Source organism: Bacillus sp. T33-2 (assembly GCF_002860205.1).
Lineage (GTDB): Bacteria > Bacillota > Bacilli > Bacillales > Cytobacillaceae > T33-2.
In genome coordinates this window covers 115,262-138,993 of record NZ_PGVB01000004.1, presented here as the reverse complement: position 1 = coordinate 138,993, position 23,732 = coordinate 115,262, and the positions used below count along the sequence as shown (strand labels likewise).

The window sequence follows — 23,732 nt, the reverse complement described above, 5'->3', positions numbered from 1 at the left end:
CGACTGTGTATAAGGATGGAATCAAATGTAATTCAGGAAAATCTTTAGTTCAACTTATATAGTTGACATATCTAAAAAAAGAAATAAATAATATAACTACTACTTTGAAACTACTGAAAGGTGTTGTGCTATTTGCAAACAAGTATTATTCATCCTACATTAGACGCTTTCGTAAAAATCGCTCCGTTCTTAAATGATTTAATGACAGAGGATATTACGATTGGTATTTGTGATACGGAAAAGTTTTTGCTTAGTGTTCCGGGAAAAACCTTTTCTCTAGGAATCGAACCGGGTTTTCCCCTTCAACCTAATGATGCTATAACAAAAGCGATTCAAAAAAGGGCACCAGTAAGAGAATACGTTCCCGAAGAAGTCTTTGGTTTTCCTATTGTAGCAAATGCTATTCCGATTTTTGATGATTCTGGTAGGGTTGTTGGTGGAATCGGACTTGGTACCAGCATGGAACAATATAATACGTTATTTGCGGTTGCCTCTAAGTTATCGGGAGCGGTAGAACAAGTTACTGCAACGATTCAAGAGCTTGCAGCATCAACGACAGTTTTATCCGAAAATATGAATACTATCGCAGAACAATCCAACAATGTACTTGAAAGCGTGAGTGATATAGAGAAAGTAGCGAACATGGTACGGAATATATCTGACAATACCAACATATTAGGGTTGAATGCCGCGATTGAAGCAGCAAGAGCTGGTGAATACGGGAGAGGCTTTACTGTAGTGGCCAATGAAATCAGAAAATTGGCTGGTAATTCAAAAGAATATACTGATGTGATAAGGGATTCCGTTAATAATATTGATAAACTTATCAATAAATTAAATGCATCAATTTCCACGATCAACAGTGAAACAGAGAATCAATCAGCGGTGAGTGAAGAATTATCTGCAACCATGCTGGAAATCAGTTCTAACGCTAAAGAATTAGCGGATATTGCAGAACGCTCATTGAAAGGTAATTAATCTATGAATAACAAAAAAGTAGAAGGTAGGTCCACGTTTTTAGGCCTACCTTCTGCATTGGGAATATTGCTTCCTTAATGTTATCAATTTGCTTGATATAGTTATCTAACGGTTCCATATGTCTTTTTGTTAAATCATTCATTAAAGCTCTTAACCTAAGATTAGAGATAACGCGTTCGTGGTGTTACACCACGATGCTCTTTTTGGAGAAAAGGCGTGATAAAATGGAATTTAAAGAAATGGCGGAGAAATTATTAGAAGTCCAAAAGCATTTAGAAGGTAGCGAAATCATGGGAACTCCAATCGCTTGGAAAGATATTTCGTGGATGATTTCTTATATCGAAGAAGTTCGCCAAGAATTAAAGCGAAAATAATTTGGAGGTTGTGATGGACAAACTCGAACAAAAAATGATGGAGTATGTTGAACAGTACGGTATTGATGCATAATACCGGGGCCACTTATTAGCCTCATAGACGCTTTTTTTAACTGTCCGTAGAATGGGGCACAGTTCAGGTTTTGAGATAAATTAAAACAAAAAACCACCAAACAATTATGTATGGTGGAGACGGTGGGAGTCGAACCCACGTCCAGAGACATCGGCACTTAAGCTTCTACGAGTGTAGTCGATATATTCGCGTTTCGCTGACACTTCTGCCTATCGACGGGCGTCCGGCCAGCTAGCCTGGTTGTTCTCTTCCTTCATCCTCAGGCGGTGGAATCCGGCGTAGCCCACTTAGAGTGAGTCCCTTACCCTACCACATGGGCGATGGAGGGAGGAACCGCAATCAGCTGTTATTAGGCAGCGAAAGCGAGGTTGTTGTTAGTTTTGCCAGTTATTGGCTTTGACGTTTTAACGAGGCCGATCCCCTCGACTCGCAACTTAAGCTCGAACTACCCCTGTCGAATCCGTAGCGTCCCCATGGTAAAAGGATTACCATCCGCATTTTTACATGCAGACGTTACGAGAACCCGGAATACCGAGCTAAAAGTCGTAATGCCACTCCTCGTGACAATTAATATTATAACATATTCTGCAAAAAATTCAACTTCCAGCTGTTTCCTAGTAAGTTTCCCTGCTAAAACCTTTTTAAGACGGATGAACGTGCAGTTGCCTACTGCTTTTGCCGATCCCTGAAAGCCCGTTCGATTTCCCGGCTTGCTTCTTTCTTTTTAAGATCTTCACGCTTGTCGTATTTCTTTTTCCCTTTTGCCAGGCCAATTAAAACCTTGGCAAAACCGTTTTTCAAATACAGCTTTAATGGTACAAGCGAGTATCCTGTCTCTTTTGTTTCACCGATCAGTTTGCTGATCTCACGGTTGTGCAGCAGCAGCTTCCTGGTGCGGAGCGGATCGTGGTTGTGGCGGTTACCCTGCTCGTATGGGCTCACATGCATATTGAACAAGAAAACTTCGCCGTTCTGGATCCTCGCAAATGAATCCTTAAGGTTGACGCGTCCTGCCCGGATCGATTTTATCTCTGTTCCCTGCAGCACGATTCCGGCTTCATAAGTATCTTCAATGAAGTAATCATGATAGGCCTTTTTGTTCTGCGCTACGGTTTTTCCATGACCTTTTGGCATGTCTCTCTCCCCCTCTATATCTCTTTATTTTAGCAAAAATCTGCAGAGCCCACAATGGAACGAGAGAGCCCCTCACTAGGGCTCTCTACTTATTTCTTTTTAGGCTTCCGCTTTGCTTTTGGGGCATTTTCAAAGTGCTTGCGATTTTTCCCTTTTTTCTTGGCCCCTTCTTTAGCTCCGGGCTTGGAGCCCTCTTCGACCCTGCCTTTTCGTGGCTTTTTTGAACTGCTTCCTGTTTTGAATACCTTAGGTGCATCAGAGCGTTCACGGCGGGGGGTGCCCTTCATGCCAACAATTTCAAAGTCGATTGAACGTTCTTCTTTGTTGACGTTAATCACCCTGACAGTGATTTCATCCCCTATCCGGAATACGTTGCCGGTCCGCTCCCCGATCATCGCAAAATGGCGCTCATCAAACCGGTAGTAATCATCAGTCATATAGCTGACATGGACTAGGCCCTCAATCGTGTTCGGAAGCTCCACAAACATGCCAAAATTGGTGACGGAACTGATGATGCCATCGTATTCCTGCCCAATCTTATCTTCCATATATTCAGCCTTTTTAAGCTCGTCTGTTTCCCGTTCGGCATCGACGGCCCGTCTTTCCATATTTGACGAATGCTCCGCAATATCGGAAAGGCTGGCATTCCATTTTTCCCTTGTCGCCTCATCAACTTTCCCTTCGATTAAATATGTGCGAATCAACCGGTGCACAATCAGGTCGGGGTAACGGCGGATCGGCGAGGTGAAATGAGTATAATAATCGGTGGCCAGGCCAAAGTGTCCAAGGCTTTCCGGATAATATTTCGCCTGCTGCATCGAACGGAGCATTACCGTTGAAATGACCATTTCTTCCGGCTGTCCCTGTACCGATTCAATGATTTCCTGAAGGGCGCGGGGATGCACGGAATTAGCAGTGCCTTTTACGATGTATCCAAAGTTGGTGATAAACTCAAAAAACCTTCTCAGCTTGTCCTCTTTCGGATCCTCGTGAATCCGGTAGATAAATGGTACGTCCATCCAATGGAAATGCTCTGCGACTGTTTCATTGGCTGCAAGCATGAACTCTTCAATCAGCTTTTCAGCGACGGACCGTTCCCTGATAACCACATCAGAGGGATGCCCCTCCTCATCAACAATCACTTTTGCTTCTTTAAAGTCGAAGTCAATTGCACCCCGGTGCATCCGTTTCGTCCGTAAAATCGCGGCCAGCTCTTCCATCAGTTCAAACATCGGCACTAGCGGTTCATATTTAGCACGGAGCTCTTCGTCCTTGTCCACCAAAATCCGGTTTACATCATGGTAGGTCATCCGTTCGGTTGTTTTAATCACGCTCTGATAAATTTCATGGCTGACAACCTCGCCGTCAGGGCTGATTTCCATATTGCACGAAAGTGTTAACCGGTCCACCTTGGGATTCAAAGAACAGATTCCATTGGACAGCCTGTGAGGGATCATCGGGATAACTCTGTCGACCAAGTAAACACTGGTACCCCTTTCCTGTGCCTCAACATCAATCGGGGTGCCTTCCCTCACATAATAAGTTACGTCCGCGATATGAACACCCAGCTTATAATTTCCGTTTTCCAGCTTTGTCACAGTAACAGCATCATCCAGGTCCTTCGCGTCAGCTCCGTCTATCGTGACAATTGTTTCATTGCGCAGGTCACGGCGATTGGCGATCTCGCTTTCATCAATTGTGTCAGGGGCATTATTCGCCTGCGCCAAAACCTCCTCCGGAAAAGCAAGCGGAAGGCCATGCTTGTGAATGACAGACAGAATATCCACTCCCGGGTCATTTTTATGGCCAAGGATCGAGACAACTTCCCCCTCGGCGCTTTTTCTGCCCTCAGGATAGCTGGTAAGCTGAACAACGACTTTATGTCCTTCAACTGCGCCTTTTGAAGCGGTTTTAGGAATAAAAATATCGCTTGTGAATTTTTTATCGTCAGGGATTACAAAACCGAAATGCTTGCTTTCAGTATATGTCCCGACGATTTGCTGGATCCCTCTTTCCAAAATGCGGACGATGGTGCCTTCCCGCCTCTGGCCGGAAGTTTCCGAAGAGACGCGGACCAAAACGATATCTCCATGCATGGCATTGTTCGTTTCGTTCGGCGGGACGAAAATGTCGTCCATGCCAGGCTCATCCGGGATGACGAAAGCGAATCCTTTTGCATGGCCCGTTACTTTTCCGCGGATCAAGTTCATTTTTTGCGGAAGACCGTAGCGGTTGCTCCGTGTCCTGACGACCAGGCCCCTTTCTTCCATTACGACTAGTGCTTTTACAAAGTCCTTGAACTCGACTGAGTCTTCGATTCCGAACGCTGCCTCAAGCTCCTGGACTGTAAGCGGCTTATACGCCTCATCCTTCATATGATGCAAAAGCTTGTCAATATGTCCCTGAATGGTATCCCCCAAATCAATCCCTCCTTGTGTTGTTCTCTTATTTATTTATTCTTTCCAATTTAGCTGCTCTAGAAACGTATGCACGTCTTCATGGAGCTGGTCGCGCTCCTTATCAAGCGTGATGACATGCCCGGATTCTTCATACCACTTGATCTCCTTATGGTCGGATTCGACTTCTTTGTAAATAAAATTGGCGCTGTCCGGATTGATCATGTGATCATGGCGAGCTTGAACGACAAATGTTGGGGCATAGATCAAATCCACATGATTTCTGACATCGGCAATCAGCACCTGAAGTGCTTTTAAAGTGTTCATAGGTGTTTTTTGAAACTCGTCCATTTCTGCTTCGATTTGCTCCTGTGTCTTTCCTTCCAGCTTTTTATATTCCCGGGCATAATCGAGAATTCCCTGGTACATGACCTCTTCACTCTTAATATACATCGGTGCGCACATCGGTACGATACCCTTTAGTGGCACTGTATAACCAAGCTTGAGTGAAAACACGCCTCCGAGCGACAGTCCGGCCGCTGCTATCTCTTCGTATCCTTGATTTTTCAAAAAATTATATGCCTCGATTACATCGTTCCACCAGTCATCGGGGCCAGTATGTACAAGCTCTTCGGGTGGAACGCCGTGCCCCTTATAAACTGGTGCATGGCATGTGTACCCTTTCCCCTGCAGAAATCTGCCAAGCATCCGGACATCCGCCGAATTTCCGGTAAACCCGTGCAGCAGCAATACAGCCCGTTTGCCCGCTTCAAATGTAAATGGTTTTGGAACTAACTTTTTCATTGAAATGTCTCCCTTTGCAAAAAAACCGTCATTTTTTCAATCTTTATTAGTTTTAACAAACTGGGAGTCAACATTCCAGAAAAACGCTCGAAGGAATGGATTCATGACGTGAAAAAACCCGGCCGCAAAAGTGGCCGGGCATGGATGCATGATCAAGTATTAAAGTTTGAAATATGTTACTGCAATGGTCAATGCAAAGAATAGAACGGATAACACAATGGTAATGCGGTGAAGGATCAAATCGATCCCGCGTGCTTTTTGTTTACCAAAGAGAGTTTCTGCACCGCCTGAAATCGCACCGGAAAGACCCGCACTTTTACTTGACTGAAGCAGAACCACACCGATAAGGGCAATACACACGATCACCAATAGAATTACTAAAAATGTATGCATAATAACCTCCTGAAAAGCCTACATATCGCAGTATTTCTAGCTTACCATATTTTTTGGGCTGAAACAATACTTGTCTGAAGAGTCGTACCAATGTTCCTCATAGCAAATTACGTTTTGCTTAAACGGGAGCACTTTTCGAAAATCGAGAGAATTTCGCTTAAATAATTTCCGGACCGCTTAATTATCAATTTTATCGCTTAATCCACCCAAAATCTCGCTTAATTGATTTTCATGCTTGTGAACGCAGCCGCCTCCGAAACTATAACAAAAAAACGCCGGCAAGCAGCCGGCGCCATGCATAATTACTTCTTAAGGTTGTAGAAAGATTTAAGTCCATTGAACTGGGCTGTTTCAGCCAGCTGGTCTTCGATGCGAAGAAGCTGGTTGTATTTTGCGACACGGTCAGTGCGTGAAGGGGCGCCAGTTTTAATTTGGCCGGCGTTTGTAGCAACCGCGATGTCTGCGATTGTTACATCTTCTGTTTCACCGGAACGGTGTGAGATAACAGCTGTGTAGCCAGCACGCTTCGCCATTTCGATGGCATCAAAAGTTTCGGTAAGAGTACCGATCTGGTTTACTTTGATCAGGATAGAGTTGGCAATGCCTTGCTCGATTCCTTGAGAAAGTTTCTTTGTGTTTGTAACAAAAAGGTCATCCCCAACCAGCTGCACACGGTCTCCGATGCGCTCAGTCAGAAGCTTGTGGCCTTCCCAGTCGTTTTCATCAAGGCCGTCTTCGATTGAGATGATTGGGTATTTAGAAACAAGCTCTTCGTACCATGCAACCATTTCTTCAGAAGTTTTTACAACGCCTTCCCCTGAAAGATGGTACTTGCGGTCCTCTTTGTTGAACAGTTCAGAAGATGCAACGTCCATTGCAAGCATTACTTGTTCACCTGGCTTGTAGCCTGCTTTTTCGATTGCTTCAATGATTGTTTGCAGTGCTTCTTCGTTGGAGCCAAGGTTAGGGGCAAATCCGCCTTCGTCACCTACAGCTGTATTCAAGCCTTTGCCTTTTAATACTGATTTCAGGCTGTGGAAAATTTCCGCGCCCGTACGCAGTGCTTCACGGAAGCTTTCAGCGCCGACAGGCATAACCATGAATTCCTGGATATCAACGTTGTTGTCAGCGTGCGCTCCGCCGTTTACGATGTTCATCATTGGTACTGGAAGCTGCTTGGAATTGAATCCGCCAAGATATTGGTACAACGGGATGTCAAGGTAGTCTGCAGCAGCATGTGCAACAGCCATGGAAACGCCCAGGATTGCGTTTGCACCTAGTTTACCTTTATTTTCAGTTCCGTCTAATTCAATCATGGCTTGGTCGATGCCAATCTGGTCAAGCACATTGAATTCTTCACCAATCAGCATTGGAGCGATGATTTCATTTACGTTTTCTACTGCTTTTAAAACACCTTTGCCAAGGTAGCGGTCTTTGTCTCCGTCACGAAGCTCAACAGCTTCATATTCACCAGTGGAAGCCCCACTTGGCACGATAGCGCGTCCAAATGCACCAGATTCGGTAAATACTTCAACTTCAACTGTAGGGTTACCACGGGAATCAAGTACTTCACGAGCATATACATCTGTAATAAATGGCATTGTATTCTCTCCTTATTTTTTAATTAATGATTTTCCAGTCATTTCAGCTGGCTGATTGAGTTTTAAAAGATCAAGCATGGTTGGTGCAAGATCGCCAAGAATTCCATCTTCTCGAAGCTCCGCACCTGGCTTCGTCACAATGACAGGAACCGGGTTGGTCGTATGGGCGGTCATCGGGGAGCCTTCAAGTGTCACCACTTCATCAGCATTCCCATGATCGGCGGTAATGATGGCGGTGCCGCCTTTTTCCACAATCAGATCAACAATTCTGCCAAGGCATTCGTCAACTGTTTCAATCGCTTTGATGGTCGGTTCAAGCATTCCGGAATGTCCGACCATGTCAGGGTTGGCTAAATTCAAAATGATCGCATCGAATTTATCTGCTTCAATCGCGTTCACAAGGGCATCCGTAACCTCATAGGCACTCATTTCCGGTTTTAAATCATAGGTTGCCACTTTCGGGGAGGCGATCAGAATACGCTCTTCCCCCGGGAACTCAGCTTCACGGCCACCACTCATGAAGAAGGTGACGTGCGGATATTTTTCAGTTTCCGCAATCCGCAGCTGTGTCATCCCCTTTTGGGAAATGACTTCACCAAGAGTGTTATCCAGATTTGTCGGCTGGAAGGCCACATATCCGTCAACTGTCTCACTAAAGTGGGTCAGGCAGACAAAGTGCAGGTTTTCTGGATGCTTTGGCCCCCGGTCAAACGAACGGAAATCCTTGTTCGTGAATGTATTTGAGATCTGGATCGCGCGGTCAGGCCGGAAGTTATAGAAAATGACGGCATCGTCATCCTTGACCGTCGCAACCGGCTCTCCGTCGGGTTTCACAAGAACTGAAGGAACGACAAATTCATCAAAAATCCCATGCTTATAATTGTCTTCCACAAGCTCCATCGGGTTGGAATAAGTAGGGCCTTCACCGTACACCATTGCCCTGTACGCCTTTTCGACCCGTTCCCAGCGCTTGTCACGGTCCATTGAATAATAACGCCCGGAAATCGTCGCAAATTCACCCACACCGATTTCGCTCATTTTCTCAAGTGTTTCCTGGATGAATCCTTTCGCTGTCTGCGGACCGACATCGCGGCCATCCAAAAACGCATGTACATAGACATTTTTGACGCCTTCTGCGGCCGCAAGCTTCAGGAGCGCGAACATATGGTTAATATGGCTGTGCACACCGCCGTCCGACAACAAGCCGAACAGATGAAGGTCGGTTCCCTTTTCTTTCACATGCCTGATGGCATCGAGGAAGGTTTCATTTTTTTCAAATTCACCTTCGCGAATCGAGATATTCACCCGTGTCAGGCTCTGGTAAACAATGCGCCCGGCACCGATATTAAGATGCCCTACTTCAGAGTTTCCCATTTGCCCTTCAGGAAGGCCTACCGCTTCGCCGCTGGCTGTTAATTGGGCATGCGGGTAAGAATTCCAGTAACGGTCAAAGTTGGGCTTTTTCGCCTGGGCAACGGCATTGCCTTTTCGTTCGCCCCTGATGGCAAAGCCATCAAGAATAATCAAAGCTGTTGGAGATGTCTTACTCATTTTTGCCTGCCTCCAATAGCTGCAGGAAGGAATCTGTTTCAAGGCTGGCACCGCCGACCAATGCTCCATCAATATCCGGCTGGGCCATGTATTCCTTAATATTCCCTGGCTTCACGCTTCCTCCATATTGGATGCGCACAGCGTCGGCAGCTTCCTGTGAAAACTGCCCGGCAACCACGCTCCGGATATGGGAACAGACTTCGTTTGCGTCTTCTGCTGTTGAGGACTTGCCTGTCCCGATTGCCCAGATTGGTTCGTATGCAATGACGGTTTGCTTCACCTGATCTTCTGTAAGGCCATTAAGCGCTTTTTGGACCTGGGAGCCCACCAGTTCGTTTGTTTCACCATTTTCGCGCTGCTCAAGCGTTTCGCCGACGCATACGATAGGGACGAGGTTATATTTGAATGCCGATAATGCTTTTTTATTCACTGAATCATCGGTTTCATTGAACATTTCCCGGCGCTCCGAATGCCCGATGATCACGTATTTCACACCGATATCTGCAATTGCCTTCGGGCTGGTTTCTCCGGTAAAAGCTCCGCTTTCTTCAAAGTGCATGTTTTGGGCACCGATTTCAACATCGTACTCTTTTGCAAGCTCCGCCAAGCGCGGCAAAAATAATGCTGGTGCGCAAACAACTGAGTCCATCTTGTCCTTTGCAGGGACTAGGCCGGCCACTTCTTCAAGAAATTGTGAGGCTTCTGACAGTGTTTTATGCATTTTCCAGTTTCCTGCGATAATTGGCTTTCGCATAACTGACACTTCCTTTCAAAATTAAAGAGCGTATCACCGTTTTCCGGCGTTTACTACTATTTATCGTTCAAGGCAACGACGCCAGGAAGATCTTTACCCTCCATAAATTCCAGGGAAGCACCGCCGCCTGTGGAAATATGGCTCATTTTTTCTGCAAGGTTGAATTTTTCAACTGCTGCAGCTGAGTCCCCGCCGCCGATCACCGAATATGTATCGGCTGAATCGGCAAGTGCCTGTGCCACTGCTTTCGTCCCGTTTGCGAATGTATCTATTTCAAATACACCCATTGGCCCGTTCCAGATTACAAGCTTTGATTTCCGAATGACATCGCTGTAAATCTCTCTTGTCTTAGGCCCGATGTCAAGCGCTTCCCAGTCAGCAGGGATTTCTTCGATAGGCACTGCCTTTGTGTTAGCAGCAGCAGAGAAATCATCCGCTACAATCACATCTACAGGCATATAGAAATTGACGCCCTTTTCCTTCGCTTTTTGAATAAAGGAATTAGCAAGATCGATTTTATCTTCTTCAAGAAGTGATTTTCCGATTTCGTGGCCTTGCGCTTTTACAAAAGTATAACCGAGGCCGCCGCCAATGATCAGGTTGTCGACCTTTTCAAGAAGGTTTTCAATGACCCCGATTTTGTCTTTAACCTTAGCACCGCCAATAATCGCTGTAAATGGGCGCTCAGGATTCGATAAAGCCTTGCCTAGAACTTCTAACTCTTTTTCCATCAGGAAACCTGACACAGCCGGAAGATGATGGGCAATTCCTTCGGTAGACGCATGGGCACGATGGGCAGCACCGAAAGCATCATTTACATAAACATCTGCCAAATCGGCGAATGCTTTTGCAAGCTCTGGGTCATTTTTTTCTTCTCCAGGATAAAAACGGACATTTTCAAGAAGAAGAATATCGCCTTCATTCATTGCGTCGATCTCTGCCTTGACCTTGTCACCATAAGCCTCGTCCACTTTTTTAACATCTTTGCCGAGCAATTCAGATAGGCGTGCGGCCACTGGAGTCAGGCGCATTTCCTCATTCACTTTGCCTTTTGGGCGGCCAAGATGGCTTGCCAGGATGACCTTCGCGCCCTGGTCGGCTAAATACTGAATGGTAGGCAGCGCAGCGCGGATCCTTGTATCATCCGTCACTTGTCCTTCACTCATTGGCACGTTAAAATCGACACGGCAAAAGACTCGATTTCCTTTTACAACCACATCTTTAACAGTTTGTTTGTTCAAGGCAAGAACCTCCTTCAGGTTTCTAGAAAAGCGGAAACACCTTGTCCAGCTCCGACAGGCATAAGACGGCTCCTGTAAGAAATCCTGATTTCTGAAAGGAGACGGCTTATGAGCCGAGGGGCTGGGCGCTGGAGCTAGACACTAATCTAGTTCGGAATAATATTCTATTTTACATGGAAAAAGGAGAGGGGAATCCTCCCCGCTCCCCTTTATCCCACTACATTATAGTCGTTCGTGAGTAGTTTATCCATTTATTTCCCTTTTGCAATAGAAAAACTTATATTACAGGCCTTTGCTAGCGATGTAATCAACCAGGTCGACTACACGGTTAGAGTAGCCTGTTTCGTTGTCATACCAAGAAAGGACCTTGACCATGCTGCCTTCCATAACCATTGTTGAAAGGGCATCAACGATGGAAGAACGAGTGTCGCCATTGTAGTCCATAGATACTAGCGGCTCTTCGCTGTAACCAAGGATTCCTTTTAGTTCGCCTTCAGCAGCTGCTTTAAGCACAGAGTTTACTTCTTCAACAGTTACGTCTTTCTCAAGCTCTGCAACCAGGTCAACAAGGGAAACGTTTGGAGTTGGAACGCGCATCGCTCCACCGTTCAGTTTGCCTTTTAATTCTGGAAGGACAAGCGCAACTGCTTTCGCAGCACCGGTAGTTGTAGGGATAATATTTTCCGCAGCTGCACGTGCACGGCGATAGTCTTTGTGCGGAAGGTCAAGAATTTGCTGGTCATTTGTGTATGAGTGGACAGTCGTCATCATACCGCGCTTGATTCCAAAGTTATCATTTAACACCTTAGCAAATGGAGCCAGGCAGTTTGTTGTACAAGAAGCATTTGAAATAACATGGTGGTTGGCAGGGTCATACTTGTCATGGTTAACACCCATAACAACAGTAATATCTTCATCTGAAGCCGGAGCAGAAATGACTACTTTCTTTGCACCTGCTTCAAGGTGTTTAGCCGCGTCTGCACGCTTAGTGAAACGGCCTGTAGATTCAACTACCACTTCAACGCCAAGGTCGCCCCAGCCAAGCTGAGCAGGATCTCTTTCTGCAAGAACCTTCACGCGCTGGCCTGCTACTACAAGATAGTCCCCATCTACACTGATTTCTTCATTAAGGATTCCGTGTACAGTGTCATATTTTAAAAGATGCGCAAGCATGTTTGCATCTGTTAAATCATTAACAGCGACTACTTCAACATTAGGATTGTTCAACGCTGCGCGGAATACCACGCGCCCAATTCTTCCAAATCCGTTAATACCTACTTTTACTGCCATGATTTTTTCCTCCTTTGGTTTCCTAAAGGTATTGGTTTTATTTATATTAAGGGTATTTACCCTTGTACCAGATTCCTGGCGGCCCCTTCATCCGTAATAAGGATTGTTGAAGAAGGTGCCTGCTTCATATACGCCCGCATTGCCTTGGCTTTTGATTTGCCGCCTGCGACAGCAATCACGCTGTCAATTCCGGCAAGGTCATCCAGCTGGAGCCCGATCGTCAGCACCTTGTGGACTATTTCCCCGTCTTCATTAAAATAATATCCAAAGGCTTCCCCGACTGCGTTCCCAGCGATGATTTTTTCCATATCCTCCGCACTCGTATTGCGGCGCTCCGCCATTGTTATAGCGTCTCCAATTCCATGTAAAACCATGCCAGCAGATTTGATTAAATTTAGCACATCATAAATGAGAGGCTCCTTTATGAGAGACTCGTATATTTCCCTGCTTACCTGGTCGGGCACGTAAAAAACTCTGTGCCTGGAATTCGATTTGTCTGCCATGATGGCGCAGATGGTGTTGGCCTGATTTTTGACATCTTCTCCGATGCCTCCTCTGGCCGGTACAAACAGCAACTGCTTCTTTCCGAAATCGGGGGTCAGCATTTCCGCTACGGCAGCCATTGTCGTGCCACCCGTCACAGCAATAATATTGTTTTCCTGGAGCAGGTCTGCCATGGTGCTGGCGCACGCGCGGCCCAGTTCGCTTTTGACCCAGGATGACTCATCGCTGTCTCCGGGCACAACCACAACTTTTTGGATGCCCAGGCGTTTTTGCAGTTGTTTTTCTAATGTGTCTATACCCGTTATGTCCCGCATTACTCTATCAAGACTTTCCAGTATATCCTTGCCTTCTTTTGTGAGGCTCATTCCCTGGCTTGACACAGAAATTAGGTCCTGGTCATTCAAAAATTCTACCTCGGTCCGTAAAACCCGTTCCGACAGGGCCAGGCTCCCGGACAGGCTTCTTCGCCCGACCGGCTGCATTGCATTTATGTATTGAAGGATGAGGTAGCGTTTCTGCATGATCTGGACAAGGTCGGGTATTAACCTTTTTTGAATATCAATTAATGAGTGCTCCATGATATTCTCCTTTTAAATGAAGTGATGGTCATTTTTCGTCCCGGTAAGACATATTATGTCCCACTCACCCCAAAAAAAATCACCCCTGATTCCTTTTACATTTTAACAGGAGTGAAAATGCAATTCAACCAATATACTCTACCTTTTTTTCTGAAAACGTTTTACTTATGGAAAATTTGTTAACCCGCCCATATTCGATCTCTTCACCATCCAGTTCGACGACTGGAATCATGATCCCATACCGTTCCGTCAAATCGTCATCCTGGTCAATATCTATTTCTTCCAGTTCAAAGCTCCATTCCTTTTGAAGCTCCGACAGAATCTCCCTGGCTGTTTCACATAAATGGCAGCGTTCACGGCTGTACAACTTTACTTTGTTCACGTGTTTCCCCTTTCGGTCTATGAACCTTTACTTCGTCCGCAGTCCCTTTCACTCGGTAAACCTTTGCTTTGTCCACTCAGTTTCCTATTATTTTGAGCACCTTAATTTTGTTCACGTTGTTCCTTCACTCAAACCTCTTCCGTTTCGTGGAAGATGGGATGCCGAGCTGTTCCCGGTATTTCGCAACTGTTCTCCTTGATACGACCGTCCCTTCGTGTTCCTTCAGTAAATGGACGATTTCCTGGTCGGATAAAGGCTTTTGTTTGTCTTCTTCCTTTATAAACTTCCCGATGGCAACCTTCACCTGGTGGGACGAAGCCTGGTTGTGTTCGACCGTTTGTACTGAACTTGTAAAAAACGACTTCAGCTCATAGGTGCCTGCCTGTGTTTGAATGTATTTTTCCCGGACCGCCCTGCTTACAGTCGATTCATGGACGTCCAGTTCTTCGGCGACCTCTCTCATCGTCATAGGTTTTAAATGGTCAGGCCCGGTCAAAAAAAATTCCCGCTGTTTCTCAAGTATTTTCAACGCTACCTTCATCAGTGTTTCTTTACGCTGTTCGAGGCTTTTCATGATCCATTGATAGTCCTGCTGCTTCTCATGGAGAAAGCGTTTGACAGCATCATCTTTATATTCGGAAAGCAGCTGATAGTATGCTTCATTAAACGTGATCCTTGGAACCGTATCATCGAACACACTCACCGACAGTTCATCCCCATTCCGGCTGACAATAATGTCCGGAACAATATACGCCGGCCTCTCAATTTGAAAAGCCGAACCCGGACGCGGATCAAGAGTCTGTATCTCATCGTAAACCTTCTGGATTTCCTGCAGGCTCGTATTCATTATTTTCGCGAGCGATTTCCACTTTTTTTCGGCAAAAAGGACGAAGTGTTCACTGAGCATTTGCTTTGCCAGCTCGTTTGACGGTTGTTTACGTTCCAGTTGCAGCAGCAGGCATTCAGCTAAACTCCTTGCCGCTATCCCTGCCGGCTCCAGACTTTGTAGTATGGCCAGCGCTGTTTCCGTTTCTGATTCAGAAACCTGGTGTTTTGCTGAAATATCCTGGCAGGCGGCACAAAGGTAACCATTTTCATCTATGCATTCAATCAGCTTGATAATAATTTGTTTTTGCCTGGCAGATACCGTAAGCAAATTGAGCTGGGAAAGCAGGTAATCTTCAAGCGAATCGGTCTTTTCCCCAATTTGCTCAATCCACCTGTTCGACTCCTGCCCGTCATGCTTCCTGGTGTGCCTGATCCGGTCAAGCCTTGGGTCCATCGTGCGGACATTTTTATAATCCACCTGCAGCAGAGGGTTTTCAACTGCTTTATTTTCAAGGAATGCAGCTAGTTCCTGAAACGAATATTGTAAAAGCGCGATGGCCTGCGAAAGCTCCTGCGTCATTGTCAATTTTAAGGTTTGCTTTTGCCATAACCCTGCTTTAAGATCCATCCCCATCCCCCCTTCCACCATTTTACATGAAAACGGTTGAATATTGAATGGAAAGGATATGCGTAAAAACAGAATATTGGATTTGGCAAACAAAAAATTTCCCGATTAGTGTAGAAATTAAAAAGCCCCTTGCCCTAAATAGGCAAGAGGCTTTGGCAGCGCCCTCGGCAGGAATCGAACCCACATCTCAAGAACCGGAATCTTACGTGCTATCCGTTGCACCACGAGGGCATCATTAACTGTTAATCAGGAATACTGAATGAGTCGTACGATTACCTATTATAGGACATGTTCCTTGTCTTTGCAAGAGGGTTTTTTTGTTTAAAAATACGAATGTTGGGTAAGATGGAAACGGAGCAATAAATTGTAAAGAAAAGATGGTTAAAATCGCTGGCCCCCTGCAAAGAAAGATGTCGAACAATTCATGCCCACGTTTGAGTGTGAATTGTTTGACCTTTATTGACCATCAGTGTATCATAATCAATACATAGAAATTCTGGCAATTGCTTCACATGTGCATTGCCGAGCTCAATTTGATTTTTAAAAACGTGCAAGTACGAGGAGGAAAATGAACATGAACTTGATTCCTACAGTTATTGAACAAACGAATCGGGGCGAACGGGCATATGATATTTATTCCCGTCTGTTGAAGGACCGCATCATCATGCTTGGAAGCGGGATTGATGACCATGTGGCAAACTCAATCGTGGCCCAGCTGCTTTTCCTTGAAGCCGAGAATCCCGAGAAAGATATATCCATTTATATCAACAGCCCTGGCGGAAGCATTACCGCTGGTATGGCGATCTATGATACGATGCAGTTCATCAAGCCTGATGTACAGACCATTTGTATCGGAATGGCTGCTTCAATGGGCGCATTCTTGCTTGCAGCAGGAGCTAAAGGAAAGCGTTATGCCCTGCCAAACAGTGAAGTCATGATCCACCAGCCACTGGGCGGAGCACAAGGCCAGGCGACCGAAATTGAAATCGCCGCTAAACGGATCCTGTTCCTGCGCGAGAAACTGAACACCATTCTGTCCGATCGTACAGGACAGCCGCTTGAAGTGATTGCAAAGGACACAGACCGCGATAATTTCATGACTGCTGAAAGAGCACTTGAATATGGTTTGGTCGACCAGATCATCACCCGCAATTCATTGGTTGACAAACCCAAGAAATAATCCTCAATCAAAAAACTCGCATAAATAATGCGAGTTTTTTTGCGTCTTGTTCCCGGTAATCAGCTTTCCTGCTGGACGTAGGCTGCCAATATCTGCAACGCATCCTCTTCGTCGTTTCCATCTGCAATTAGGTTCACCGTTGAACCTGAACTGACGGCCAGGCTCATGAGGCCCATAATGCTTTTTGCGTTTACTTTTTTGCCGTCCTTTTCAAGAAAGATATCGGATGAAAACCGATTTGCTTCCTGGACAAATAGCGCGGCCGGACGGGCCTGCAGACCAGTTTTTAATTTTACTTCAACCATTTGCTGCACCATGTAACTTCCTCCTCGTGAATGTTTCTATTTGTTTATCGCCTCTCCGGCACGGAGCTTCTCCGCTATTTCATCGATCTTTCTTAGCCTGTGGTTAATGCCTGATTTGCTTATGTTCCCGCCTGATACCATCTCTCCAAGTTCCTTCAAAGTCACATCCTGGTATGCCACCCGCAGTTCAGCTATTTCACGAAGCTTGTCAGGCAGAATATGGAGCCCGACCGTATCCCGGATAAAGCGGATGTTTTCAACCTGCCTGAGGGCAGCGCCAATTGTCTTATTCAGATTCGCGGTTTCACAGTTTACAAGCCGGTTGACAGAGTTTCTCATGTCGCGGACAATCCGGATGTCTTCGAACCTCAAGAGAGCGTTGTGCGCACCGATAATGTTCAGGAACTCAGTAATCTTTTCAGCTTCTTTTAAGTACGTGATGAATCCTTTTTTCCGTTCAAGCGTTTTGCTGTTCAATCCAAACTTATTCATTAATTCACATAAAGACTCGTTATGTTCCTGGTACAGCGAAAAAATTTCCAGGTGATACGAAGATGTTTCAGGGTTATTGACTGAGCCGCCCGCCAGAAATGCCCCTCTCAAGTAAGAGCGCTTACAACATTTCTTCTTGACGAGGTCATCGGAAATATGATGGATATACGAGAATCCCTCTGCCAGAATTTTAAGGTCCTCCAAAATCTCCTTTGCAGACTCTTTCAATCTCACGATATAAACATTGTTTTTCTTGAGCCGCATTTTTTTCCGAACGAGAAGTTCGACCTGCACCTGAAAGTTCTTTTTTATTAAAGTATAAATTCTCCGGGCGATCGCGGCGTTTTCAGTTTGAATGTCTACAATGGGCTTTCGGTTTGAAAAAGACAACGAACCATTCATCCGGATGAGCGCGGACAGTTCTGCCCGGCCGCAGCAATCTCTAATGTCGAGGTTCGTCAGCTCTTTTTTCGTTTCTGAAGCGAAAGACATCCTTTCACCTCCTGTTCAGACAAACGCTTGCATGTATATTTACGCGTTAAATCTCTTATTGGTTTCATTAATTAGCATGGAAAATAGTATTTCGGCAACTTTTTTTGTGTCGTGCCGGATTACATTGCCATCCAGATCGGCAATCTCATCCTGCACCACTTCAAGCCCCATTTTCAAAAGCATGTTCACGTCTGCGTGAACCGGTTGCGCCAGTTCCTCGCTATAGCGGTCCTGCACATCAGGCGGTATGACCTCGTTGTTCAACAAAATAGTATCAATAAAAGCACAGTTCATATGGTCATAAATTGCTTTTACATGATCACTTGCCGTAAAATCATGTGTTTCGCCTGCCTGTGTCATTAAATTGCAAATGTACACTTTCCTTGCATTCGCGCGGCATACTTCTTCACCGAGCTTTCGAACGAGCAGGTTAGGCAAAATGCTTGTATACAAGCTTCCCGGACCAAAGATGATCAGGTCTGCCTGCCTGATGGCCTGGATCGTTTCCGGCAATGGGCTCGCGTTGCCAGGCTTCAAAAATACCCGCTTAATCCTTTTCCCCGAATAAGGAATTTTCGACTCGCCGCTCACAATCGTGCCGTCTTCCATTTCGGCGTTTAAAACAACGCTCTGGTTGGCGGCAGGAAGCACTTTTCCGCGGACGTTCAGGACCTTGCTCATTTCCTGTATCGCATGGACGAAATTTCCCGTAATCGATGTCATGGCGGCCAGGATCAGATTTCCAAGTGAATGCCCTGACAGCTCGTTGGCTGTCTTGAAGCGATGCTGGAACATTTCTTCAATCAGCGGCTCCACATCAGAAAGGGCTGCGAGAACGTTCCTTATATCGCCAGGCGGGGGAATTTGCATTTCATCCCTGAGCCTGCCAGAGCTCCCTCCGTCATCGGCAACAGTGACAATTGCAGTAATATCAACTGGATACGGCTTTAATCCCCGGAGAAGCACAGGCAAACCTGTCCCCCCTCCGATGATGACAATTCTTGGCTGTGGCTGCACACTCATTTGGCTGGTTCCTTCCTTTTCTCTATATCACGATGAGAAACACGGGTTTGATAGTCTTTTTCAAAATGGCGGGCAATATATTCGGCAAGAGCAACTGAACGGTGCTGACCCCCGGTACAGCCAATGGCGATGACCAACTGTGCCTTACCCTCCCTTTTATAGTGGGGAAGCATAAAGGCGAGGAGATCTGTGACCTTATCAAGGAATTTATTCGTTTCGTTCCATTTTAAAACATAGGTTGACACTTCTTCATCAAGCCCGGTTTTAGGCCTCATATGCTCTATATAATGGGGGTTTGGCAAAAATCTTACATCGAATACCAAATCGGCATCAATGGGGATTCCATGCTTAAATCCGAAGGACATCACATTTACGGTAAAGGTTGTTTTCTGGTTGACCGAAAACTCCTGTAAAATCCTTTCCCTCAGCTCCAACGGCTTCTTGCCAGATGTATTGTAAATAAGCTGAGCCCTTCCTTTTAGCTCCTCCAGCAGCTCCCTTTCAAGTTTTATTCCTTCAAGCGGAAGTCCGGATGGAGCCAGTGGGTGGGACCGGCGCGTCTCTTTATACCGCCTTACAAGGGTGGAATCGTCCGCATCAAGGAACAGAATTTGTGGTGTCACCCAGGATGTCTCAGCAAGTTCATCAAGGCCCTTGAACAGGGAGTCAAAAAATTCACGCCCACGCAGATCCATGACGAGTGCAACTTTATTCATTTTATTGCCAGATTCCTTCATCAACTCAAGGAATTTTGGCAGCAGTGTTGGCGGCAAATTATCTACGCAAAAAAAGCCCAGGTCCTCAAAGCTTTGCATTGCCACCGTCTTACCCGCACCAGACATCCCTGTGATGATCACCATTTGGGTATCAGTTGTCGCACCGGTACTCATTGTTCCTTCCCCCTGAAAATGATTTTTTAATTTGTTGTATGCTGGATTTGCAGGCCGGACCGAGATTTGGACCGCCTCCAATAATTTTAGTGACGGATTGAAGGTTTCCAGGCGGAATCGAATGTGAACCCCGCCATAATGCAAACGACATTAGTGTATCTGCTTGCATTGGCATATAGACCGCCTGCATCCGTCAATTTGGATCAAGCCGATAATGGATCAGCTCGAAATCCGGTGTATAAGTAAACGTTCCGTATATGACTCCCTGGCCGTGCACCATGTATTCAAGGATATGATAATCACCTGCTGCCATCGGGAGGTTTTTTATATTGTTCAGATCATGCCAGGCAAGGGTCCCTTCTTCGCTTTCATCCAGATGGATGCCATCCGACTCCGTTGCATAGAAGGTAAACATCATCCATTCCGATTGAACATGCTGTCCATCTTTTATGATGAAGGTGAAAATCCCTTTAATTTTCGGATTCAGCAGATAGATGCCTGTTTCTTCCCGGAATTCCCGTATGCATGTTTCTTTCACGGTTTCACCGGGCTCCATTTTTCCGCCCGGAGCGACCCACCAGCTGCGGCGGGGCTTTTGCAATAAAAGGATTTTATTATTTTTCACAAGCACGCAATTTGTGACCCGCTGCAAGGCTCACACCCCATTCATTTTGTATGTAAAACACAGGCTGGCAAATAATTTCATTCTTTTCATTATACTATTTTTGCAAACCCTCCACAATGAATTGAAAATTGATATTTTTGTTAATAATTTTTTTTACTGAAATTACTGGTCCGAAAAACTTGTTATAATGTGGAAAGCCAAGCTGTTGCACCTATTTTAAACAAAAAAAGAGCACAGGCGAACCTGTGCCAACAAAGGATTATATTTTTAAAAGGGGGTCAATTTCTATTTCTATGATACCCCATATATATTTCACTACTGTTACAGAAGAATTAAAACGCTGTTACTTTTTGTTAATTTATTCCGCAGTTGGAAAGAAAAAAAGCTGTACTTTTTCAGTCAGGACCATTCAGGTTCTAACCATTATGAGAACAGAATGAGCAGCGTTACGCCTTCGCTTTCAATTCCTCTTTTAATTCCTCGACATAATGCTGTGCAGCCTGTGCGGCGATGCTTCCATCACCAGTAGCGGTAACAATCTGACGCAACGTTTTTTCCCTGATATCTCCGGCCGCAAAAATGCCGGGTACCCGCGTCTCCATTTGTTCATTTGTTTCGATATAGCCGCTCCTGTTGGTGATGCCCAGGTTTTCAAATGGGCTTGTGAGCGGGACCATGCCGATGTAGATAAACACGCCATCAGCTTTAAATTCCTGCTCCTCGCCTGTTGTTGTTGAAACAAGGGTCACACTGCCTACTTTTCCGTCAATACCATTGATTTCCTTGATGGTGTGGTTCCAAATGAAGTCAACTTTGTCATTTGCAAACGCGCGATCCTGGAGGATCTTTTGTGCGCGCAGTTCATCACGCCGGTGCACTATCGTTACTTTTGAGGCGAAGCGCGTCAAGTAAACCCCTTCCTCAACGGCAGAATCTCCGCCGCCTACGACGACCAGCTCTTTACCTTTGAAGAAAGCGCCGTCGCACACTGCGCAATAAGAAACACCCCGGCCGCCGAGTTCCTTCTCGCCCGGAACGCCGATCTTTTTATATTCTGCCCCGGCAGTAATGATGATGGCATGGGCTTTATATTGTTTGGAGCCTGCGATAACTGTTTTGTATTCTGCTCCGTCAATGATTTCCTTTACATCGCCGTAAGCATACTCTGCCCCGAATTTTTTCGCGTGGTCAAACATCTTGGTCGAAAGCTCTGGCCCCAATATATGGTCAAAACCCGGATAGTTCTCCACTTCCTCCGTATTTGCCATTTGTCCGCCCGGCACTCCGCGCTCCAGCATCAATGTTGACAAGTTAGCCCGGGACGTATATACAGCAGCTGTCATGCCGGCCGGCCCTGCGCCAATAATAATGACGTCATAAATTTTTTCTTCAGACATGGTGCCCAACTCCTTTATTTCCTGAATACCCTTTATGGATGTTAACCTTCAAAAATAGTATTTCCTGCCTACTCATATCCTATAAAATCTAAGCAGGTCCAGTCCAAGAATTTGCTTGAAGGGGTTAGTCGGAACAAAAAATATGCTGGCGGATCCTTAAGTTTATGGACTTGATTCAATGTGCAGGTTTATCGGGAACAAAAAGGCCGGCTTGCTGCCGGCCGGCCTTGCTCCCTTTTAGCGGAGGCATTTATTTACCAACTTAACGTACTTGCTTAATGTAGCAACTGAAAGGCCATACTTGGCGGCGGTTGCTTGTTTTGTTGGTTTGTTCTTGCACAGCTTTTCCCAGACGAAATCAACTGCTGCAGCCCAGGCTTTCGTGTTTTTAAGGTCCAAACCAGCCCTGGCCGCTTCCCCAAACACTGAAAACCAGAGTAAATAAAGGCCTGCATCCGGCGCTCCACTTGACTGATGGACTTCATAAAGAAACATGGCCGTTTGGTGGCCGCTGGCTATTGCGGAATTCCCCTCCATTTTAAAATTTGTTTTCACATAATGAAGGTATTCTTTTTCTAGTGCAGACTGCCTGCTGTTTTGTTTCATTTTTTTTGATGCAAGAATTTCAGTCTTGTCCGGCGAGACAGTTGCAAGAAATACAGCCAACAGCCTCTCCTCTTCATAATTACTGTCAAGCCGCCTCAAAATTGATGCCAAATCGACCTGGAAACTATTCCGCTCTTCTCCGGTCCCTGCCCATGGTTCGATCCCTGCTTTTTCCGGATTGAACTCAAGTACCTTTTTCCACAAAGCCCTGGCCGCCTGTTCCCTGCCAGTATAATAGGAAGCCAGCGACAGCCAGTAATAAAACGCACCATCACCTTCAAAGCCTTGCTTATATAAACGCTTCAGCCACTTGTAGGCAAAGTCATATTCACCGACCAAAGCAAAGGTGGCACCAAGTTTATATTGTTGATCTGCAAGCATTGGATTTATTTTTTTGAGGCTTTTCTTGAGTTTGTTTACTTCGCTCTTCTTGTTCTGATAATACGAAAATACCAAACCATTGCAAAGTGCATGCAAATTACCCGGGTTCTTTTCGAGAACCTCATCAAGTATCTCTGAAGCTGCTTCGGCTTCACCAAGGTAGAAATATGCCAACGCCAAATTATTATAAGCTGACCAGTACTCTGGATATTCTTCTACCAAAGATTCGAAAATCTCAATTGCTTTTGAAAAATGTCCGGACTCCAGATGTGCCCTTGCTTCATCCTGCCTCACAATAAGGTCGTCTTCTTCGTAAAGGACCTCATCCAATTCTTCCGCTTCAAATGTGATCAATTCAAGCAGCTCGGCGATATCATCCGCGAATTCGCCGTCCTCCTCGAGTTCAAGATAAACGTTTGCATGATGGTACGCATCTTTAAAGAAACCCATATGGGCGAAATTGTTTGCTAAAAAATAATGGCACTCCGCCATCTCTTCATCTAATTCTTCGAGGATCATTTGCAAAAGACGAATCGACTCCTGGTACTCACCCATTTCGGTCAAGACAATTGCCAGCTGGCACACAATCATCGGTTCACCAGGTTCAAGCTGCATAGCCCGCTGAAAAAACTTCTTCGCTTTATGTAGATCCCGTCTATGATAGGCTTTAATCCCCTTGGCAAAATAATATTCACCAGTCGGAACGAATGATAGAAGCTGCCCCGTTTGTTTAATAGCTTTAGAGTCTTTTCCCATTGAATCCTCCGTAATCGATTATTAACTAAAGTATTATACCATAGGTACCGGAAGTTCGAGAAGAGGGGGAGTGTTG

The 23,732-nt window shown here is 45.6% G+C and carries 22 protein-coding genes, 1 tRNA gene and 1 other RNA gene; 3 read left to right on the top strand and 21 right to left on the bottom strand.

Features of this window, described 5'->3' with window-relative positions:
• Positions 1–201 precede the first annotated feature (201 nt).
• Both CVD19_RS25690 and CVD19_RS24500 read left to right on the top strand, forming a co-directional pair.
• On the top strand, positions 202–978 hold the full coding sequence (locus CVD19_RS25690; protein ID WP_101580505.1) for a methyl-accepting chemotaxis protein: 777 nt from the start codon (positions 202–204) through the stop codon (positions 976–978).
• Between the two features lie 224 nt (positions 979–1,202).
• A complete protein-coding gene (locus CVD19_RS24500) occupies positions 1,203–1,352 on the top strand; it encodes a hypothetical protein (RefSeq protein WP_180953491.1) in 150 nt (49 codons plus the stop codon).
• 184 nt (positions 1,353–1,536) lie between these two features.
• Here CVD19_RS24500 and ssrA read toward each other — a convergent pair.
• The 14 genes from ssrA to CVD19_RS03475 form a co-directional block, all read right to left on the bottom strand.
• Positions 1,537–1,898: a transfer-messenger RNA gene (gene ssrA, locus CVD19_RS03540) on the bottom strand.
• Between the two features lie 193 nt (positions 1,899–2,091).
• Positions 2,092–2,559: an SsrA-binding protein SmpB gene (smpB, locus tag CVD19_RS03535; RefSeq protein WP_101580496.1), complete on the bottom strand. Its 468-nt coding sequence runs from the start codon at positions 2,557–2,559 to the stop codon at positions 2,092–2,094.
• Positions 2,560–2,648: 89 nt separating this feature from the next.
• Positions 2,649–4,934 (bottom strand): ribonuclease R, encoded by a 2,286-nt coding sequence (gene rnr / locus CVD19_RS03530; protein WP_374702862.1) that lies wholly within the window; start codon positions 4,932–4,934, stop codon positions 2,649–2,651.
• Positions 4,935–5,012: 78 nt separating this feature from the next.
• Positions 5,013–5,759, bottom strand: coding sequence for an alpha/beta hydrolase (locus tag CVD19_RS03525; protein ID WP_101580494.1), 747 nt, complete (start codon positions 5,757–5,759; stop codon positions 5,013–5,015).
• 159 nt (positions 5,760–5,918) lie between these two features.
• A complete protein-coding gene (gene secG, locus CVD19_RS03520; protein ID WP_101580493.1) occupies positions 5,919–6,152 on the bottom strand; it encodes a preprotein translocase subunit SecG in 234 nt (77 codons plus the stop codon).
• 302 nt (positions 6,153–6,454) lie between these two features.
• The gene (gene eno, locus CVD19_RS03515; RefSeq protein WP_101580492.1) at positions 6,455–7,753 is read right to left on the bottom strand and encodes a phosphopyruvate hydratase; all 1,299 of its coding nucleotides are present in this window, start codon (positions 7,751–7,753) and stop codon (positions 6,455–6,457) included.
• A 12-nt stretch (positions 7,754–7,765) separates the two neighbouring features.
• Entirely contained in the window at positions 7,766–9,304 is a 1,539-nt protein-coding gene (gene gpmI / locus CVD19_RS03510; RefSeq protein WP_101580491.1) for a 2,3-bisphosphoglycerate-independent phosphoglycerate mutase, read from the bottom strand.
• The gene (gene tpiA / locus CVD19_RS03505) at positions 9,297–10,058 is read right to left on the bottom strand and encodes a triose-phosphate isomerase (protein ID WP_101580490.1); all 762 of its coding nucleotides are present in this window, start codon (positions 10,056–10,058) and stop codon (positions 9,297–9,299) included. Before tpiA ends, gpmI begins: the two co-directional genes overlap by 8 nt.
• Positions 10,059–10,114: 56 nt before the next feature.
• Positions 10,115–11,299, bottom strand: a complete 1,185-nt coding sequence (locus CVD19_RS03500) for a phosphoglycerate kinase (RefSeq protein ID WP_101580489.1) — start codon at positions 11,297–11,299, stop codon at positions 10,115–10,117.
• Positions 11,300–11,581: 282 nt separating this feature from the next.
• Positions 11,582–12,589 carry a type I glyceraldehyde-3-phosphate dehydrogenase gene (gap, locus tag CVD19_RS03495; RefSeq protein ID WP_101580488.1) on the bottom strand — a complete coding sequence of 336 codons (1,008 nt, stop codon included), beginning with the start codon at positions 12,587–12,589 and terminating at the stop codon, positions 11,582–11,584.
• A gap of 56 nt (positions 12,590–12,645) precedes the next feature.
• A complete protein-coding gene (locus CVD19_RS03490; protein WP_101580487.1) occupies positions 12,646–13,671 on the bottom strand; it encodes a sugar-binding transcriptional regulator in 1,026 nt (341 codons plus the stop codon).
• 124 nt (positions 13,672–13,795) lie between these two features.
• A complete protein-coding gene (locus CVD19_RS03485) occupies positions 13,796–14,053 on the bottom strand; it encodes a glutaredoxin family protein (protein WP_101580486.1) in 258 nt (85 codons plus the stop codon).
• 124 nt (positions 14,054–14,177) lie between these two features.
• A complete protein-coding gene (gene rpoN, locus CVD19_RS03480) occupies positions 14,178–15,509 on the bottom strand; it encodes an RNA polymerase factor sigma-54 (protein WP_101580485.1) in 1,332 nt (443 codons plus the stop codon).
• A 159-nt stretch (positions 15,510–15,668) separates the two neighbouring features.
• Positions 15,669–15,740 (bottom strand) — tRNA-Arg (locus tag CVD19_RS03475).
• 337 nt (positions 15,741–16,077) lie between these two features.
• Here CVD19_RS03475 and clpP point away from each other — a divergent pair.
• The gene (clpP, locus tag CVD19_RS03470; protein ID WP_257985012.1) at positions 16,078–16,689 is read left to right on the top strand and encodes an ATP-dependent Clp endopeptidase proteolytic subunit ClpP; all 612 of its coding nucleotides are present in this window, start codon (positions 16,078–16,080) and stop codon (positions 16,687–16,689) included.
• Between the two features lie 59 nt (positions 16,690–16,748).
• On the opposite strand, the gene CVD19_RS03465 is transcribed toward clpP, so the two are convergent.
• From CVD19_RS03465 to CVD19_RS03435, 7 genes are all read right to left on the bottom strand, one after another.
• Complete coding sequence (locus tag CVD19_RS03465; RefSeq protein ID WP_101580483.1) at positions 16,749–17,006, bottom strand: HPr family phosphocarrier protein; 258 nt, start codon at positions 17,004–17,006, stop codon at positions 16,749–16,751.
• A 24-nt stretch (positions 17,007–17,030) separates the two neighbouring features.
• Positions 17,031–17,978, bottom strand: a complete 948-nt coding sequence (gene whiA, locus CVD19_RS03460) for a DNA-binding protein WhiA (RefSeq protein ID WP_101580482.1) — start codon at positions 17,976–17,978, stop codon at positions 17,031–17,033.
• 39 nt (positions 17,979–18,017) lie between these two features.
• The gene (locus CVD19_RS03455; RefSeq protein WP_308314848.1) at positions 18,018–19,001 is read right to left on the bottom strand and encodes a gluconeogenesis factor YvcK family protein; all 984 of its coding nucleotides are present in this window, start codon (positions 18,999–19,001) and stop codon (positions 18,018–18,020) included.
• The gene (gene rapZ, locus CVD19_RS03450; protein WP_101580481.1) at positions 18,998–19,891 is read right to left on the bottom strand and encodes an RNase adapter RapZ; all 894 of its coding nucleotides are present in this window, start codon (positions 19,889–19,891) and stop codon (positions 18,998–19,000) included. Before rapZ ends, CVD19_RS03455 begins: the two co-directional genes overlap by 4 nt.
• A 193-nt stretch (positions 19,892–20,084) precedes the next feature.
• Complete coding sequence (locus tag CVD19_RS03445; RefSeq protein ID WP_101580480.1) at positions 20,085–20,543, bottom strand: NUDIX hydrolase; 459 nt, start codon at positions 20,541–20,543, stop codon at positions 20,085–20,087.
• A gap of 419 nt (positions 20,544–20,962) precedes the next feature.
• Positions 20,963–21,913 carry a thioredoxin-disulfide reductase gene (trxB, locus tag CVD19_RS03440; RefSeq protein ID WP_101580479.1) on the bottom strand — a complete coding sequence of 317 codons (951 nt, stop codon included), beginning with the start codon at positions 21,911–21,913 and terminating at the stop codon, positions 20,963–20,965.
• A 237-nt stretch (positions 21,914–22,150) separates the two neighbouring features.
• Entirely contained in the window at positions 22,151–23,656 is a 1,506-nt protein-coding gene (locus CVD19_RS03435) for a tetratricopeptide repeat protein (RefSeq protein ID WP_101580478.1), read from the bottom strand.
• Between the last annotated feature and the right edge of the window lie 76 nt (positions 23,657–23,732).

Excerpts from the sequence above, each read along its gene's own strand:
- eno (WP_101580492.1), bottom strand. The coding sequence starts at position 7,753 with ATGCCATTTATTACAGATGTATATGCTCGTGAAGTACTTGATTCCCGT.
- smpB (WP_101580496.1), bottom strand. The coding sequence starts at position 2,559 with ATGCCAAAAGGTCATGGAAAAACCGTAGCGCAGAACAAAAAGGCCTAT.
- CVD19_RS03490 (WP_101580487.1), bottom strand. The coding sequence starts at position 13,671 with ATGGAGCACTCATTAATTGATATTCAAAAAAGGTTAATACCCGACCTT.
- secG (WP_101580493.1), bottom strand. The coding sequence starts at position 6,152 with ATGCATACATTTTTAGTAATTCTATTGGTGATCGTGTGTATTGCCCTT.
- tpiA (WP_101580490.1), bottom strand. The coding sequence starts at position 10,058 with ATGCGAAAGCCAATTATCGCAGGAAACTGGAAAATGCATAAAACACTG.
- CVD19_RS03455 (WP_308314848.1), bottom strand. The coding sequence starts at position 19,001 with ATGAGTGTGCAGCCACAGCCAAGAATTGTCATCATCGGAGGGGGGACA.
- rnr (WP_374702862.1), bottom strand. The coding sequence starts at position 4,934 with ATGAAGGATGAGGCGTATAAGCCGCTTACAGTCCAGGAGCTTGAGGCA.
- rpoN (WP_101580485.1), bottom strand. The coding sequence starts at position 15,509 with ATGGATCTTAAAGCAGGGTTATGGCAAAAGCAAACCTTAAAATTGACA.
- gpmI (WP_101580491.1), bottom strand. The coding sequence starts at position 9,304 with ATGAGTAAGACATCTCCAACAGCTTTGATTATTCTTGATGGCTTTGCC.
- trxB (WP_101580479.1), bottom strand. The coding sequence starts at position 21,913 with ATGTCTGAAGAAAAAATTTATGACGTCATTATTATTGGCGCAGGGCCG.
- CVD19_RS25690 (WP_101580505.1), top strand. The coding sequence starts at position 202 with ATGACAGAGGATATTACGATTGGTATTTGTGATACGGAAAAGTTTTTG.
- rapZ (WP_101580481.1), bottom strand. The coding sequence starts at position 19,891 with ATGAGTACCGGTGCGACAACTGATACCCAAATGGTGATCATCACAGGG.
- CVD19_RS03435 (WP_101580478.1), bottom strand. The coding sequence starts at position 23,656 with ATGGGAAAAGACTCTAAAGCTATTAAACAAACGGGGCAGCTTCTATCA.
- CVD19_RS03525 (WP_101580494.1), bottom strand. The coding sequence starts at position 5,759 with ATGAAAAAGTTAGTTCCAAAACCATTTACATTTGAAGCGGGCAAACGG.
- clpP (WP_257985012.1), top strand. The coding sequence starts at position 16,078 with ATGAACATGAACTTGATTCCTACAGTTATTGAACAAACGAATCGGGGC.
- CVD19_RS03465 (WP_101580483.1), bottom strand. The coding sequence starts at position 17,006 with ATGGTGCAGCAAATGGTTGAAGTAAAATTAAAAACTGGTCTGCAGGCC.
- whiA (WP_101580482.1), bottom strand. The coding sequence starts at position 17,978 with ATGTCTTTCGCTTCAGAAACGAAAAAAGAGCTGACGAACCTCGACATT.
- gap (WP_101580488.1), bottom strand. The coding sequence starts at position 12,589 with ATGGCAGTAAAAGTAGGTATTAACGGATTTGGAAGAATTGGGCGCGTG.
- CVD19_RS24500 (WP_180953491.1), top strand. The coding sequence starts at position 1,203 with ATGGAATTTAAAGAAATGGCGGAGAAATTATTAGAAGTCCAAAAGCAT.